This window comes from Stenotrophomonas daejeonensis, from assembly GCF_001431505.1.
Classification (GTDB): Bacteria; Pseudomonadota; Gammaproteobacteria; order Xanthomonadales; family Xanthomonadaceae; genus Stenotrophomonas; species Stenotrophomonas daejeonensis.
Window position 1 is genome coordinate 66,453 of the sequence record NZ_LDJP01000012.1, and the last position, 15,667, is coordinate 82,119.

General features: G+C 68.3%; 17 protein-coding genes. All 17 read left to right on the top strand.

Annotation, left to right across the window (positions count from 1 at the left end; genetic code table 11):
- The first annotated feature begins 129 nt into the window (after positions 1–129).
- Positions 130–339, top strand: a complete 210-nt coding sequence (locus ABB34_RS15125; RefSeq protein ID WP_152979480.1) for a hypothetical protein — start codon at positions 130–132, stop codon at positions 337–339.
- A 51-nt stretch (positions 340–390) separates the two neighbouring features.
- A complete protein-coding gene (locus ABB34_RS02835; protein WP_057639726.1) occupies positions 391–2,193 on the top strand; it encodes a discoidin domain-containing protein in 1,803 nt (600 codons plus the stop codon).
- Positions 2,190–3,308 carry a GDP-mannose 4,6-dehydratase gene (gene gmd, locus ABB34_RS02840; RefSeq protein ID WP_057639727.1) on the top strand — a complete coding sequence of 373 codons (1,119 nt, stop codon included), beginning with the start codon at positions 2,190–2,192 and terminating at the stop codon, positions 3,306–3,308. The genes ABB34_RS02835 and gmd overlap by 4 nt, the downstream gene beginning before the upstream one ends.
- 4 nt (positions 3,309–3,312) lie before the next feature.
- Positions 3,313–4,242, top strand: coding sequence for an NAD-dependent epimerase/dehydratase family protein (locus tag ABB34_RS02845; protein ID WP_057639728.1), 930 nt, complete (start codon positions 3,313–3,315; stop codon positions 4,240–4,242).
- The gene (locus tag ABB34_RS02850; RefSeq protein ID WP_057639729.1) at positions 4,239–5,399 is read left to right on the top strand and encodes a DegT/DnrJ/EryC1/StrS family aminotransferase; all 1,161 of its coding nucleotides are present in this window, start codon (positions 4,239–4,241) and stop codon (positions 5,397–5,399) included. The genes ABB34_RS02845 and ABB34_RS02850 overlap by 4 nt, the downstream gene beginning before the upstream one ends.
- A 224-nt stretch (positions 5,400–5,623) precedes the next feature.
- Positions 5,624–5,989 carry a flagellar hook-basal body complex protein FliE gene (gene fliE, locus ABB34_RS02855; RefSeq protein ID WP_057639730.1) on the top strand — a complete coding sequence of 122 codons (366 nt, stop codon included), beginning with the start codon at positions 5,624–5,626 and terminating at the stop codon, positions 5,987–5,989.
- Positions 5,990–6,002: 13 nt separating this feature from the next.
- Positions 6,003–7,658: a flagellar basal-body MS-ring/collar protein FliF gene (gene fliF, locus ABB34_RS02860; RefSeq protein ID WP_057639731.1), complete on the top strand. Its 1,656-nt coding sequence runs from the start codon at positions 6,003–6,005 to the stop codon at positions 7,656–7,658.
- Positions 7,659–7,674: 16 nt separating this feature from the next.
- On the top strand, positions 7,675–8,661 hold the full coding sequence (fliG, locus tag ABB34_RS02865; RefSeq protein WP_057639732.1) for a flagellar motor switch protein FliG: 987 nt from the start codon (positions 7,675–7,677) through the stop codon (positions 8,659–8,661).
- A complete protein-coding gene (locus ABB34_RS02870) occupies positions 8,658–9,290 on the top strand; it encodes a FliH/SctL family protein (RefSeq protein WP_057639733.1) in 633 nt (210 codons plus the stop codon). The genes fliG and ABB34_RS02870 overlap by 4 nt, the downstream gene beginning before the upstream one ends.
- Positions 9,287–10,666, top strand: coding sequence for a FliI/YscN family ATPase (locus tag ABB34_RS02875; protein WP_057639734.1), 1,380 nt, complete (start codon positions 9,287–9,289; stop codon positions 10,664–10,666). The genes ABB34_RS02870 and ABB34_RS02875 overlap by 4 nt, the downstream gene beginning before the upstream one ends.
- The gene (fliJ, locus tag ABB34_RS02880) at positions 10,663–11,136 is read left to right on the top strand and encodes a flagellar export protein FliJ (protein ID WP_057639735.1); all 474 of its coding nucleotides are present in this window, start codon (positions 10,663–10,665) and stop codon (positions 11,134–11,136) included. The genes ABB34_RS02875 and fliJ overlap by 4 nt, the downstream gene beginning before the upstream one ends.
- Positions 11,133–12,254, top strand: a complete 1,122-nt coding sequence (locus ABB34_RS15510; RefSeq protein ID WP_057639736.1) for a flagellar hook-length control protein FliK — start codon at positions 11,133–11,135, stop codon at positions 12,252–12,254. Before fliJ ends, ABB34_RS15510 begins: the two co-directional genes overlap by 4 nt.
- Positions 12,255–12,468: 214 nt before the next feature.
- Positions 12,469–13,008, top strand: coding sequence for a flagellar basal body-associated FliL family protein (locus ABB34_RS02890; RefSeq protein WP_057639737.1), 540 nt, complete (start codon positions 12,469–12,471; stop codon positions 13,006–13,008).
- Positions 13,009–13,018: 10 nt separating this feature from the next.
- Positions 13,019–14,032: a flagellar motor switch protein FliM gene (gene fliM / locus ABB34_RS02895; protein WP_152979481.1), complete on the top strand. Its 1,014-nt coding sequence runs from the start codon at positions 13,019–13,021 to the stop codon at positions 14,030–14,032.
- On the top strand, positions 14,025–14,369 hold the full coding sequence (gene fliN, locus ABB34_RS02900; RefSeq protein WP_057639738.1) for a flagellar motor switch protein FliN: 345 nt from the start codon (positions 14,025–14,027) through the stop codon (positions 14,367–14,369). Before fliM ends, fliN begins: the two co-directional genes overlap by 8 nt.
- Positions 14,370–14,413: 44 nt before the next feature.
- Positions 14,414–14,767 (top strand): flagellar biosynthetic protein FliO, encoded by a 354-nt coding sequence (gene fliO / locus ABB34_RS02905; protein ID WP_083490032.1) that lies wholly within the window; start codon positions 14,414–14,416, stop codon positions 14,765–14,767.
- Between the two features lie 2 nt (positions 14,768–14,769).
- Complete coding sequence (gene fliP, locus ABB34_RS02910) at positions 14,770–15,552, top strand: flagellar type III secretion system pore protein FliP (protein WP_057639740.1); 783 nt, start codon at positions 14,770–14,772, stop codon at positions 15,550–15,552.
- Positions 15,553–15,667 lie beyond the last annotated feature (115 nt).

Here is a 15,667-nt window from a genome sequence, read left to right on the forward strand (position 1 = left end):
GACTCGGCTACGCTGGCCGCTCGTCGTTTTCCGCAATCTGGAATCACTGGATGCGCAAGCACCCCGTTGCTGCCGCTACCATCACTGCCCATGCCGACAACCTGCTTCGCTCCTGTCCGGAGAACACGATTGGCCTGCATCATCCGTCGCCGCAGTTGGCTGCCCGATATGGTGCGTGATCGCCTGCAAGGTGGGCTGCAGCATCCGCTGATTAATGCGTCGGACCGTGTTCTTGCTGGGCCGGATACCGCTGGTGGCACAGGGCAAGACAGACTGGCGATCGTCGGTATGGATGACGGCGGCCTGATCTCCGTGTTTCATTTCAGGAGCGGCGTATGAGTGGAAGGAACCCCATCGGCTGCCTAGCGTGATTTCCCCGGGAAGCTGGCAATGTCCATGACCGATTGCGTCAATGTTGCGGCGGGCAAGCGTGCTTGGCAGAGCTCGTTGTCCCGCTATTCGATAGGCAGTGACGCCGAGCGCGCACTGAACGATGCCGTGGGAGCGGATTATGCTTTCCATACCGAGCGGGAGGACAATCCTTGGTGGCTGCTCGACCTGGGCGAGAGTTTTCTGGTCGAGCGCATCGTGCTGGACAACCGACGCAATGCCTGCCAGGAAAATGCCAGGACCCTGGTCGTCGAAGTTTCCCTGGACAAGCATCATTGGCTGACCCTGCATGCGGGGACACTGTATTGGGGCCCACGGATGTGCCTCGAACTGGCCGGAAACATCCCCTTCCGTTACCTGCGCCTGTCGCTGCGCGAGCGGCAGTACTTCCACCTGTCCAGGGTCGAAGTGTGGGTTGATCGCGCGAACATGGTGCCCATTGCCGGCCGGATCATCCTGATGGAGCGCACGGACGGCCTCGGGGAACGGTTGAACGCCATCCTCAATGGGTTGATGTTGTCCAGGATATTCAACCTGCCGTTCCGTTTTTCGTGGAGCGACAGGTTTCTCGGCGACCCTTCGCACGCCATCGAAAAGGTCGAGGCGTTCTTTGCCGATTCGTTCATCGACACGTATTTCAGCACCGGGCCCCATCCGGGCCGGCGCTGGGAGGTTGGTGGCAGGAACCTCGACTTTCCTGCGCTGCGCCGGGGTATCGAGCAGGCCGAGGTCATCCTTGCGCCGCGCCTGGGGCTGCACGAGATCCTGGAGCCGAAGCGCTACGTGGCCGAGTACTTCGACTTCCCCCGCTTGTTCGATGAACTGGCGTTCTCGGAGAGCATCGCTACCGCCATCGCACTGGCCCGGAGCATCGCATTGCCCGAGGACGCAGTGGGCTTCCACCTGCGGAGCGGCGATGTCTTCTACGGCCCTTATCGCAAATGGGTGCACTACACCTACAAGGGCGTGACGTTGCCGCTGGCAAAGGCGGCGATCAAGGAAATGGTCGCAGACGGCAGGCAGGTCTACCTGTTCGGCCAGGACGAGGCGGCGATGGCCTACCTCTGCACGGAGTGCGGAGCCACCGACATCACCGCGTCGATGGCCGATGTCCTGGCCCCGCTGGGGCGGGCGCAACGGGCCATGTTCGACCTGGTGCTGATGTCCCGCTTCAGGACGATCCTGGCTGGCAGCAGCGGCTTCGCCAAGCAGGCATCATGGATCGGGGGCGGCGCCCTGGTGTCGGCTTTCCAGCTGTTTTCCGTGGAGCGGCAACTGGACATCTTCAGTCGGGACCTGGCCGCCAATGCCGCCCATTACCATCCATTGCAGGCGGCGTTTGCCTATTGGTATGCCTACTTCCTGGGGCGTGGGCGCATGGACCATGAACAGGATGCACATCTACTGCAACAGGCGCAGGCACACGACCCGGACAACGAGCTGTACCCGTTGGTCAGGGCGGCCAGCCGGTTCGCGGCCCGGGACTTCACGGGCGGCGAGACCGTGCTGGCGGAGCTGTTCCATCATCGACAGGAACAGGGGCGCGCCGTCGCCAGCGTCTTCACGGTGTTCGTCGCCCGGACCGCCGGCGTTTACAACCTCACGGAATTCCACGTCGCCTACGAGCAGGCCGCCGAAATGGGCCTGCCGTTTGCCTGCTGCCTGTACGGGCATCTGTGCGGCCATGCCGGCGACGTGGAACGCAAGCGCCATTTCATGGCGAAGGTCGATATCGAGCTGCCGAACCTCGCGCCCCTGCGCAATTACCTGATGAACAACCTGCGGAAGGATGGAGTGTCATGAAAAAGGCGTTGATAACCGGGGTGACGGGACAGGATGGCTCCTACCTGGCCGAACTCCTGCTGGAGAAAGGGTACGAGGTGCACGGCATCAAGCGCCGGGCCTCGCTGTTCAATACCCAGCGGGTGGATCATGTATACCAGGACCCGCACGTCGAGAACGCGCGCTTCAAGCTGCACTATGGCGACCTGACCGACTCTTCCAACCTGACCCGCATCCTGGCCGAAACACGGCCCGACGAGGTCTACAACTTGGGCGCGCAAAGCCACGTCGCGGTCAGCTTCGAATCGCCGGAGTACACCGCCGACGTGGACGCCCTTGGCGCCCTGCGGTTGCTGGAGGCGATTCATTTCCTGGGGCTGGAAAAGCACACCCGTTTCTACCAGGCATCGACTTCCGAGCTGTATGGCCTGGTGCAGGAATCGCCGCAACGGGAAACCACGCCGTTCCATCCCCGCAGCCCGTATGCGGTTGCCAAGCTCTATGCCTACTGGACCACGGTCAACTACCGCGAAGCCCATGGCATGTATGCCTGCAACGGCATCCTGTTCAACCACGAATCGCCGCGCCGGGGGGAAACCTTCGTCACGCGCAAGATCACCCGCGGCCTGGCGAACATCGCCCAGGGATTGGATCGTTGCCTGTACCTGGGCAACCTGAATGCCCTGCGCGACTGGGGGCATGCAAAGGATTATGTGCGCATGCAGTGGCTGATGCTGCAGCAGGAGCAGCCGGAGGATTTCGTGATCGCCACGGGTCTGCAGCACAGCGTGCGCCAGTTCATCGAATGGTCCGCCGCCGAATTGGGCATCGTGCTGGAATTCCGGGGACAGGAGCTTGACGAACAGGGCATCGTCAGCGCGGTGGTGGGGGACAAGGCGCCCTGCGTCAAGCCGGGGGATGTCGTGGTGAAGATAGACCCGCGCTACTTCCGCCCGGCGGAAGTGGAATCGCTCCTGGGCGACCCCACCAAGGCCAAGGAAAAGCTGGGCTGGGTGCCGGAGATCGGCGTGCGCGAACTCTGCGCCGAAATGGTCGCCGCCGACCTGGAACAGGCCTGCCGGCATGCCTTGCTGAAGCGGCATGGCTACAACGCGCCGGTGAGCTTCGAAGACTGACGCCATGAAGATCTTCCTTACCGGCGCCAACGGCATGGTCGGGCGCAACCTGCTGGCCGCGCCGGCCGCACATGCGCATCAGTGGCTGGCCCCCGGCCACCGGGAACTCGATCTTCTGGATGCCGGGGCCACCCGGCGCTACATCGCCCTGCACCGGCCGGACATGATCGTGCATGCGGCCGGGCGGGTGGGCGGCATCCAGGCCAACCTGCGCGCACCGGTGGGCTTTCTGCTGGACAACCTGGACATGGGCCGCAACGTGCTGCAGGGCGCGGCCCAGGCCGGCGTTCCCCGGCTGCTCAACCTGGGCAGCAGTTGCATGTATCCCCGCGACCGGGACACAGCCTTGCGCGAGGAAGACCTGCTGACCGGGGAACTGGAGCCAAGCAACGAAGGTTACGCGTTGGCCAAGATCACCGTGGCGCGCCTGGCGGATTACATCAACCGGGAAAACCCCGGCCTGCGTTACAAGACGCTGATTCCCTGCAACCTGTATGGCCCGCACGACAAGTTCGACCCGAGCCATTCGCACATGATCGCCGCGGTGATCCACAAGCTGCACGTGGCGAAGGTCGAGGGCGCGCCCAGCGTGGACATCTGGGGGACGGGCGAGGCGCGCCGGGAGTTCCTTTTCGTGGGCGACCTCGTGGCGGCGATCTTCAAGGCCATCGGCGACTTCGAGGGCACGCCCGAGCTGTTGAACATCGGCCTTGGCCGGGACTACACGGTGAACGAGTATTACCGCGCCGCCGCCGGGGTCATCGGTTATCGCGGCGGTTTCCGGCATGACCTGGGCAAGCCGACGGGCATGCGCCGCAAACTGTGCGATACGGCCAGGGCCACGGCCTGGGGCTGGGCGCCCGCGTGGAGCCTGGAGCAGGGCCTGCGGGAAACCTACGACCATTACCTTGCGCTTCGAGGCGAGCAAGCATGAACTATCCCCTGGCCAGCAGTACCTGGGACGAAGCGGAATACGCCGCGATCCAGCGCGTCATCCAGTCCGGCATGTTCAGCATGGGTCAGGAGGTCGCCGCCTTCGAACGCCAGTTCGCCGAATGGGCGGGCAGCCGCCATGCGGTCATGGTCAACTCGGGGTCCTCGGCGAACCTGCTCATGGTCGCCGCGCTGTTCTTCCGCAAGGACAAGCCGTTGCAGCGGGGCGACGAGGTCATCGTGCCCGCCGTCTCCTGGAGCACGACCTATTTCCCCCTCCAGCAATACGGCCTGAAGCTCAAGTTCGTCGACATCGACCGCGATACCCTGAATTTCGACCTCGCCCAGCTGCGCGAGGCGGTCGGTACGCGAACCCGCGCCATCCTGGCGGTGAACCTGCTGGGCAACCCCAACGACTTCGCCGAGATCGGGCGCATCATCGGCGGGCGCGACATCGTGCTGCTGGAGGACAACTGCGAATCCATGGGCGCGGTCTTCGCCGGCCGGCAGGCGGGCACCCACGGCGTGATGGGCAGTTTCAGCAGCTTCTTCAGCCATCACATCTCGACGATGGAAGGTGGCCTGGTCGTCACCGACGACGAGGAGCTCCACCAGATCATGCTGTGCCTGCGCGCGCACGGCTGGACGCGCAACCTGCCGCGGCACAACCTCGTGTGCGGGGAAAAGAGCGATGACCCCTTCGAGGAAGCCTTCCGCTTCGTGCTGCCGGGGTACAACCTGCGCCCGCTGGAAATGAGCGGCGCCATCGGCCAGGAGCAACTGAAGAAATTGCCGGGGATGATCGCCGCGCGGCGCGACAATGCTCGGGTGTTCGTCGAGCTTTTCGGCGCGCACCCGTGGCTGCGCATCCAGAAGGAAACCGGGCAGAGCAGTTGGTTTGGCTTCGCCCTCGTATTGACCGAAGATGCGCCGCTGTCGCGCGCCGAGCTGATGGGCAGGCTGGCGGCGGGCGGCGTCGACGTGCGCCCCGTGGTGGCGGGGAATTTCGCCAAGAACGAAGCGCTCAAGTGGTTCGATTATTCGGTGCATGGCCATTTGGCGAATGCCGAATGCATAGACGGGCGCGGGTTCTTCGTCGGCAACCATCATTACCCCCTGCACGACCAACTGCGCCACTTGCGGGCACTGGCAGGCTGAACCCGGGCAGGTTGCCATGCATCCTGGATGTCCTGGGTGCTGACCAAATACCTGCGATGCCTGATTCGCCCCCTCCCACGATGGAACGTCCGCCGGAAAACCGTCACGCCGGGGCCGGAAATCAGGAGTAAGGTGGCGCCACTGTTCATCTGCCCGGTATCGCGGTTCCGGCACGGGTCTTGCAGATGAACAGGCAGGCAACCTCCTGCCCTGGAAATCCGGCGATGTCCCACTCCGTCAACTCGATCCTGTCCCAGATCCGCAGCTACCAGTCGCAGGTGGCGCAGGCCGCGCCGACCGGCGATGTGGCGCGCGGCAACGCCATCGGCGGGCTGGGCGGGTTGGCCGGTACCCAGCCCACCGCCGCGCCCAGCTTCAGCCAGACCCTGCAGGGCGCGCTGGCCGGGGTCAACCAGGCCCAGCAGACCTCCAGCACGCTGGCCGCCGCGTTCGAGCGCGGCGACCCCAATGCCGATCTGGCCCGGGTCATGGTCGCCTCGCAACAATCCCAGCTGGCGTTCCGCGCCACCGTCGAAGTCCGCAACCGTCTCGTCCAGGCCTACCAGGACGTGATGAACATGCCGCTGTAAGGAATAGCCCGCCATGCCACTCGCGTTGTCCAGTGAGACGTTCAATTCGGAAAAGGCCGGCGCCTGGTTCGACCGGCTGCAGAGCCTGCAGATCACCCGTCGGCTCGGGCTGATGGCGATGATCACCATTGCCGTCGCGGCCGGCCTGTTCGTGTTCTTCTGGGCGCAGAAGCCGGCGATGGTGCCGCTCTACACCGGGCTGGACCAGAAGGCCACCGCCGAGGCCACCGACCTGCTGCGCACCGCGCAGATCCCGTTCGAGCTGGACGCGGTCACCGGCGCGATCAGCGTGCCGGAAAAGAACGTCCACGACGCCCGCCTGAAGCTGGCCGGCTCCGGCCTGACCGACAGCGGTCGGCTCGGCTTCGAGCTGATGGAACGCGACCCTGGCTTCGGCGTCAGCCAGTTCGTCGAGAACGCGCGCTACCAGCACGCGCTGGAAACCGAGCTGGTGCGCACCATCACCACGCTGCGCCCGGTGCGCGACGCGCGCGTGCACCTTGCCATCCCCAAGCCCAGCGCCTTCACCCGCCAGCGCGACGTCGCCAGCGCCTCGGTGGTGCTGGAACTGCGCGGCGGCCAGCAGCTGGAGCGCAACCAGGTCGATGCCATCGTGCACATGGTCGCCTCCAGCATCCCCGACCTGGCCCCCGAGCGCGTCACCGTGGTCGACCAGAGCGGGCGCATGCTGACCATCGCCGACCCGAACAGCGACGCGGCGCTCAACGCCGCCCAGTTCGACCAGGTGCGGCGGCTGGAGACCTCCTACAACCAACGCATCCGCGAGCTGCTGGAACCGATGACCGGGCAGGGCCGGGTCAACCCGGAAGTCAGCGTCGACATGGATTTCTCGGTCACCGAGGAAGCCCGCGAGCTGTACAACGGCGAACCGCAGAAAGTGCGCAGCGAGCAGATCAGCGAGAACACCAGCACCACGCAGGGGCCGCAGGGCGTGCCCGGCGCGGCCAGCAATACCCCCCCCGGCCCCGGCGCTGCCCCGGCCACCGCGGCCACGCCCACCGAGACCAGCAAGAACGCCACCCGCAACTACGAGCTGGACCGCACCCTGCAGCACACCCGCCAGCCGGCCGGCCGGGTCAGGCGCGTGTCGGTGGCGGTGCTGGTGGACCACGTGCCGCGCCCCGGCGCCAACGGCAAGCTCAGCGACCAGCCGCTGAGCGCGGCCGAGCTGACCCGCGTGGAAGCGCTGGTCAAGCAGGCGGTGGGCTTCGACGCCGAGCGCGGCGATACCGTGTCGGTGATGAACGCCCCGTTCGTGCGCGACACCGTGCCGGTCGAGGAGCCGGTGTGGTGGCAGCAGTGGTGGGAGAACCCGCAGGTACGCGACGCCCTGCGCCTGGTGCTCGGCGCGGTGGTGCTGCTGGCGCTGCTGTTCGGCGTGCTGCGCCCGGCCCTGCGCCAGATCGCCGGCCCGCCGAGGAAAGGCCCGATGATCGGCGAGGACCCGCTCAGCGCCAACGTGCAGGTGGTCGAGGACGAGGACGGCCTGCCGGTGATGTCCGAGGACCAGCTGCAACTGGGCGCGGCCTCGCCGCTGGCGCTGCCGCTGGACGCCTACGAAGAACGCGTGCGCATGGCGCGCGAGGCGGTCAAGACCGACTCCAAGCGCGTGGCGCAGGTGGTGAGGGGATGGGTGGCCAATGATTGACAACACCGTCAATCCGATGACGGGCGTGCAACGCGCCGCGGTGCTGCTGCTGTCGCTGGGCGAGGCCGACGCCGCCGAGGTGCTGCGCCACATGGAGCCCAAGGAGGTGCAGAAGATCGGCATCGCCATGGCCACCCTCAGCGACGTCAGCCGCGAGCAGGTACAGCAGGTGATGGACGACTTCGGCGCCGAGCTGGGCAGCAAGACCTCGCTGAGCGTCGGTTCGGACGACTACATCCGCAACATGCTGGTGCAGGCGCTGGGCAGCGAGAAGGCCAACAGCCTGATCGACCGCATCCTGCTCGGCCGCAACACCACCGGGCTGGACACGCTGAAGTGGATGGACCCGCGCTCGGTCGCCGACCTGGTGCGCAACGAGCACCCGCAGATCATCGCCATCGTCATGTCGCACCTGGAGCCGGACCAGGCCGCCGAATCGCTGAAGCTGCTGCCCGAGCGCACCCGCGTGGACGTGCTGCTGCGCATCGCCACGCTCGACGGCATCCCGCCCAACGCGCTGAACGAACTGAACGAGATCATGGAGCGCCAGTTCGCCGGCAACCAGAACCTGAAGTCGTCCAGCATCGGCGGCGTGCAATGCGCGGCCAGCATCCTCAACTTCATGGACAGCGGCCAGGACCAGGCCATCCTCGGCGCCATCGCCCAGATCGACGCGCCGCTGGGCGGCCGCATCCAGGACCTGATGTTCGTGTTCGACGACCTGGTGGACCTGGACGACCGCGAGATGCAGCTGGTGCTGCGCGAGGTCAGCGGCGAGCGCCTCGGCCTGGCCCTGCGTGGCGCCGACATCAAGGTGCGCGACAAGATCACCCGCAACATGTCCCAGCGCGCGGCCGAGATCCTGCTCGAAGACATGGAAGCGCGCGGTCCGGTGCGCCTGTCCGACGTGGAGGCGGCGCAGCGCGAGATCCTCGCCATCGTCAAGCGCATGGCCGATGAAGGCACGGTCAGCATCGGCGGCAGCACGGAGGCGATGCTGTGAGCGGCGTCGTGCGCTGGGTCGCACCGGACCTCACCGCCCCCGAGCCGGGCGTGGCGGAGCCGGACGAGGTGCGCCCGCCCGCGCCCGTCGAACCGCCGCCGCCCCCGCTGCAACTGCCGACGCTGCAGGAAATCCAGGCCATCCAGGACGCCGCCCGGCAGGAGGGCCTCGAACAGGGTCGCGCCGAAGGCCATGCCCAGGGGCAGGCCGAAGTACGCCGGCTCACCGCGCAGATCGAGGGCATCCTCGACAACTTCGGCCGCCCGCTGGTGCGGCTGGAGGACGAAGTGGTGGCCGCGCTGGGCGAACTGGCGGTACGCATCGCCGGCCACCTGGTCGGCCGCGCCTACGAGGCCGAACCGGCGCTGCTGCGCGACCTGGTCGGCGAAGCGCTCGATGCCGTCGGCGGCAGCAGCCGCGACGTCGAAGTGCGCCTGCACCCGGACGACATCGCCGCGCTGGCGCCGCTGCTGTCGCTCGCGCCCGGCCAGCGGCTGAGCCCGGACCCGGGCCTGAGCCGCGGCGACCTGCGCGTGCACGCCGAAAGCGTGCGCATCGACGGCACCCTCGACGCGCGCCTGCGCGCGGCATTGTCGACGGTGATGCGCAAGGCCGGGGCCACCTCATGAACAGTGCCGCGCCCCTGCCCTCGGACTGGGCCGCCGCGCGCAACCTGCGGCTGGCCGCGCGGCTGGACGCCATCGCGCTGGACGCCGGCCACGGCCGCGGCCTGATCCGCGAAGGCGTGCTGCGCCGCGCGGTCGGCCTGACCCTGGAAGCGGTGGGCTGCGAAGCGCCGATGGGCGCCACCTGCAAGGTCGAGGTGGCCGATGGCTGGGTCGATGCCGAGGTGGTCGGCTTCGCCAGCGACCGCACCTACCTGATGCCCAGCGCCGAGCTGTACGGCCTGCTGCCCAACGCACGGGTGGTGCCCTCCTACCGCCGCGGCGGCGTCGAGGTCGGCGAAGGCCTGCTCGGCCGCGTCATCGACAGCGACGGCGTGCCGCTGGATGGCAAGGGCCCGATCCGCGCCGAAGGCAGCGCCAGCATGGCCGGCGCCTCGATCAACCCGCTGGCGCGCGAACCCATCATCCAGCCGCTGGACGTGGGCGTGCGCGCGATCAACGCGCTGCTGCCGATCGGCCGTGGCCAGCGCGTGGGCCTGTTCGCCGGCTCCGGCGTCGGCAAATCGACGCTGCTGGGCATGATGACCCGCTTCACCTCGGCCGACGTGATCGTCGTCGGCCTGATCGGCGAGCGCGGCCGCGAAGTGCGCGATTTCGTCGAAACCACATTGGGCGAGGAAGGCCTGCGCCGCGCCGTGGTCGTCGCCGCCCCGGCCGACCGGCCGCCGCTGGCGCGCCTGCACGGCGCCTACCGCGCCACCGCCATCGCCGAGTGGTTCCGCGACCAGGGCCTGAACGTACTGCTGCTGATGGATTCGCTGACCCGCTTCGCCCAGGCCCAGCGCGAGATCGGCCTGTCGGTGGGCGAACCGCCGACCACCCGCGGCTACCCGCCCAGCGTGTTCGCCAAGCTGCCGGCGCTGGTCGAACGCGCCGGCAACGGCGCCAAGGGCCGCGGCTCGATCACCGCCTTCTACACCGTGCTCACCGAGGGCGACGACCCGCAGGACCCGATCGCCGACGCCGCCCGCGCCATCCTCGACGGCCACATCCTGCTCTCGCGCCGCGTCGCCGACTCCGGCCTGTACCCGGCCATCGATGTCGAATCCTCGGTCAGCCGCGTGGTCCAGGACATCGCCGACGACGCCTGGCGCGCCCGCATCCGCAAGCTCAAGCGGCTGGTGGCGGCGTATTCTTCCAACCGCGACCTGATCGCCATCGGCGCCTACCAGCGCGGCAACGACCCGGCCACCGACGAAGCGCTGGAGCGCTGGCCGGAAATCCTCGACTTCCTCGGCCAGGACGTCAGCCTGGCCGCCGATCTGCCCCACAGCCTTGCCGCACTGAAACAACTGGTCGAAAGCGAGAACGTCCCATGAAGCAATCCCGTCGCCTGGACCCGTTGCTGCGCCGCGCGCAGGACCACGAGGACGAAGTCGCCCGTGTCCTGGCCGAGCGCCAGCAATCGCTGGACATGCACCAATCGCGGCTGGAGGAGCTGCGCCGCTACGCCGAGGAATACGCCAACCAGCAGATGGCCAGCGCGCAGATGGCCGCGACCAGCCCGGCGCAGCTGATGAACCGCCGCGCCTTCCTCGACCGCCTCGACAGCGCCGTGCAGCAGCAGAGCCAGACCGTGGACCACAACCGTGAGCGGGTCGATGCCGAGCGCGCGCGGCTGCTGCTGGCCAGCCGCGACAAGCAGGTGCTGGAACAGCTCGCCGCCAGCTACCGCGCGCAGGAACAGAAGGTCGAAGACCGCCGCGACCAGCGCGAGATGGACGACCTCGGCGCGCGCCGCGTGCGCCTGGCGCAGCAGGCCGCCGCCGACGAGGGCAAATCGTCATGAACGGCCTGTCCTTCCCGGTCGCCCCGGCACCGGCATCCACCGCATCCACCGCGCAGGCAACCGGCAACGGCGGCGACAAGGCCGGCGGCGATGCCTTCAAGCACCTGCTCGACGGCGCCGGCAGCCCGGCCAAGGCCGGCGGCGGCAAGGAAACCGCGGGCAAGCCGCGGCCGGCCCCCGGCCGTGCCTCCGACGCGGCCGACGACACCGCTGCCACCGAAGAAACCACCGGCAAGCCCACCGACACCGCCACGCGCGGCGACGCCGACGCCGCTGCCAACGACGACACCCCGGGCGAAGCGCCCTGGCCGCCGCCGGGCCTGCCGATGCTCGCACCGGCCGACCCGGCGCCCGCCCCCGGCGCGGATACCCAGCTCGCCGTCATCCCGGCCGTGCCCACGGCCACGAACCCAGCGCCCCCGCCGGCGGCGGAAACCGCCACGCCGGCAGCCGCCGCACCGCCGCCATTGCCCGGCGCAATGGCCGCCACCGCCACGCTGCCGGCCGCGCCCGCCGCCGAGGAGGCGGCTCCAGCCCCGGTGGCCGAGGCCTTGGCATCGCTGGCCGGCGATACCGCCGCGGCCAATGCCGACAGCGATGCCGCCCCCGCGCCCTTGCCGAGCTTCGGCCACCTGCTGCAGGGCGCGACACCGGCACCGGTGCGGGTCGAAGCCACCCCGTTCAGCGGCGAACTGGCCAAGCCCGTTGCCGTCCACACCCCGGATTTCGACGAGGCCATCGGTGCCCGCATCGGCTGGCTGGCCGAGCAGAAGATCGGCCATGCCCACATCCGCGTGACCCCGAACGACCTCGGGCCGGTGGAAGTGCGCCTGCAACTGGAAGGCGACCGCGTCCACGCCAGCTTCACCAGCGCCCACGCCGACGTGCGCCACGCGCTGGAGAACAGCCTGCCGAAGCTGCGCGAAATGCTTGGCGAGCAGGGCATGCAGTTGGCCCATGCCGACGTCGGCCAGCATTCGGACCCGCGCGCGAACGGCGGCGACGGACAGGCCGGGGCCGGTGGCGGCGATGCCGAAACGGGTGCCCCGGGCACGGAGCTGCCGGCCATCACCGCGCACGGCATCCGCCTGCGGGGCCTGCTCGACGCCTATGCCTGAGCGCATCGGTGCCCGAGGCAAGCCCCCGCAGGCGTGGGGCTTGCCCCACGCGGAGCACCCTCGGCAAAGCCACCATGCGGGGCCAGCCCCGCATCTACAAGGGCGCACCGGCACGGTTGCTTCCCCACTCCCGTCAAATTCCCGGCACAACTGAACGCTGGCACCTCCGGCACGTGTATTGCATCCTTTCGGGAAGCACTTCAGGGAGCACACCGTGGCCGCCGCCGCCGACAAGAACCGCAAGACCGACACCCCCAAGGAAAAGGAAAAGGACAGCACCACCCCGCAGCCCAAGCGGTCGATGCTGATGGTCGCCCTGATCGCGTTGATCGCCGCCGCGGCCGCAGGCGGCGGCATGTGGTACTTCACCCAGCACCAGGCCGGCGACGGGACCGCCGCCAAGGCGGCGACGGCCAAGGCCGCGATGCCGGCCCCGGCGCAGTACTTCGCGCTCGACCCGGCGTTCGTGGTCAACCTCAACGGTCCGCTCGACGGCCCGCGCTACCTGCAGGTCGAGGTGCAGCTGGTGACCCGCGACCCGCAGGCGCTGACCGCGCTGCAGACCCACGCCCCGGCCATCCGCGCGCGGTTGCTGATGCTGTTCTCGCAGGTCGAGCCGGCGCAGATCGCCGACCGCGCCGGCAAGGAAAAGCTGCAACAGTCGGCGCTGGCCGAGGTGCAGAAGCTGATGACCACCGAGACCGGCAGCAAGACCGCCGACGACTTGCTCTTCACCAGTTTCGTCACCCAGTAAGGCACTGGCGATGATCAACGACCTGCTGTCCCAGGACGAAATCGATGCCCTGCTGCATGGCGTCGATTCGGGCTCGGTGGATACCGCCGAGCCGGCGCCGCCACCCGGCGAGGCGCGCGCCTACGACTTCGCCAGCCAGGACCGCATCATCCGCGGGCGCATGCCGACCCTGGAGATGGTCAACGAGCGCTTCGCGCGGCTGTGGCGCATCGGCCTGTTCAACCTGATCCGGCGCTCGTCGGAGCTGTCGGTGCGCGGTATCGAGCTGATCAAGTTCAGCGACTACATGCACTCGCTGTACGTGCCCACCAACCTCAACCTGATCCGCTTCAAGCCGCTGCGCGGCACCGGGCTGATCGTGTTCGAGCCGACCCTGGTGTTCGCGGTGGTGGACAACTTCTTCGGCGGCGACGGCCGCTACCCCACCCGCATCGAGGGCCGCGAGTTCACCGCCACCGAGATGCGGGTGATCCAGCTGATGCTCAAGCAGACCTTCGCCGACCTGCGCGAGGCCTGGAGCCCGGTGATGAACGTCGATTTCGACTACATCAACTCCGAGATCAACCCGCACTTCGCCAACATCGTCACCCCGCGCGAGTACGTGGTGGTCAGCCGCTTCCACGTCGAGCTGGAAGGCGGCGGCGGCGACATCCACATCACCCTGCCCTATTCGATGCTGGAGCCGATCCGCGACGTGCTCGACGCCGGCATCCAGAGCGACCGCAACGACCGCGACGAGAGCTGGGGCATCACCCTGCGCGAGCAGCTGGACAATGCCGAGCTGGAGCTGTCCAGCGTGATCGCGCGGCGCCGCCTGAGCCTGCGCGACCTGACCAAGCTGAAGGTCGGCGACATCCTGCCCATCGACCTGATGAAGGAAGTACCCCTGTGCGTGGAGGGCATCCCCGTGTTCACCGGCGAATTCGGCGTGGCCAACGACCGCAACGCCATCAAGATCCTCGCCACCCAGCCGCCGGGCACGCGCCAGCGCTCCCCCCTGATCCAGGAAGACGCCAATGACTGAGAACGACCCCAACGACGTGCCGGCCGCCGCCCCGGCGCAGTTCGCCAACCTGCAGGCCGACGGCGAGCAGCATTCCGACCTGGACCTGGACGTGATCCTCGACGTGCCGGTGACGCTGTCGCTGGAAGTGGGCCGCGCGCGCGTGCCGATCCGCAACCTGCTGCAGCTCAACCAGGGCTCGGTGGTGGAGCTGGAACGCGGCGCCGGCGAATCGCTGGACGTGTTCGTCAACGGCACCTTGATCGCCCACGGCGAGGTGGTGGTCATCAACGACCGCTTCGGCGTGCGCCTGACCGACGTGGTCAGCCCCAGCGAGCGCATCCGGAGACTGCGTTGATCGCCACGCTCGCCACCACCGCCGCGCCGCTGGCCAAGGCCGCGATGCCGGTGGGCCAGCATGCGCCGGCCACGCCGGGCCTGTTCGGCGCGGTGCTGGCGCTGCTGCTGGTGCTGGCGCTGATCGTCGGCCTGGGCTGGCTGCTCAAGCGCCTGCCGGGCAGCGGCTTCCGCCCGCCGGAGGGGATGAAGCTGGTCGCCAGCCTCAGCCTGGGCGCGCGCGAGCGGGTGGTGGTGGTCGAGGTCAACGGCCAGCAGCTGCTGCTGGGGGTGGGCGCCGGCGGCATCAGCACCCTGCACGTGCTGCCCGAGCCGCTGCCGGCCACGCCCGCGCCCAACCTCAAGCAACTGCCGAATTTCGCGCACCTGCTGTCGCAGAAGCTGCGCAAGGATCCCTGACCATGCCGGGCCATCGCCTGAACCGCTCCACCTGCCTGCAACTGCTCGTGCTGCTGGCCCTGCTCGCCCTGCCGGCGCTGGCGCTGGCCGCCCCCGGCGCGCCGCAGCTGCCGGCGCTGCCGGACGTGAACGTCGGCCGCATCGGCGGCCAGCCGGTCAGCCTGCCGCTGCAGACGCTGCTGCTGATGACGGCGATCACCCTGCTGCCGTCGATGCTGCTGATGCTGACCGCCTTCACCCGCATCATCATCGTGCTGGGCCTGCTGCGGCAGGCGCTGGGCACCGGGCAGACGCCGTCCAACCAGGTGCTGCTGGGGCTGGCGCTGTTCCTGACCGCGATGGTCATGCTGCCGGTGTGGGACAAGGCCTGGTCCACCGGCATGTCGCCCTACCTCAACGGCGAGATCGACTTCCAGACCGCGTGGACGCTGACCACCCAGCCGTTGCGCGCGTTCATGCTGGCGCAGGTGCGCGAGACCGACCTGCTGACTTTCGCCGGGCTGGCCGGCCACGGCCCCTACGCCGGCCCGGACGCGATCCCGTTCCCGGTGCTGGTCGCCTCCTTCGTCACCAGCGAGCTGAAGACCGCCTTCGAGATCGGCTTCCTGATCTTCATCCCGTTCGTGATCATCGACCTGGTGGTGGCCAGCGTGCTGATGTCGATGGGCATGATGATGCTCTCGCCGATGCTGATCTCGGCCCCGTTCAAGCTGTTGCTGTTCGTGCTGGTGGATGGCTGGGTGCTGGTGGTCGGCACCCTGGCGGCCAGCTTCAATGCTGTCTGAGGCCGGGAACAGGGAACCGGGAATGCGGATTTCCCGTCCTTCGTCCCCCTCCCCGTCGTCCGACCATCTTCCATTCCCTGTTCCCCATTCCCCCGTTCCCGGCCTTTCCCCATGT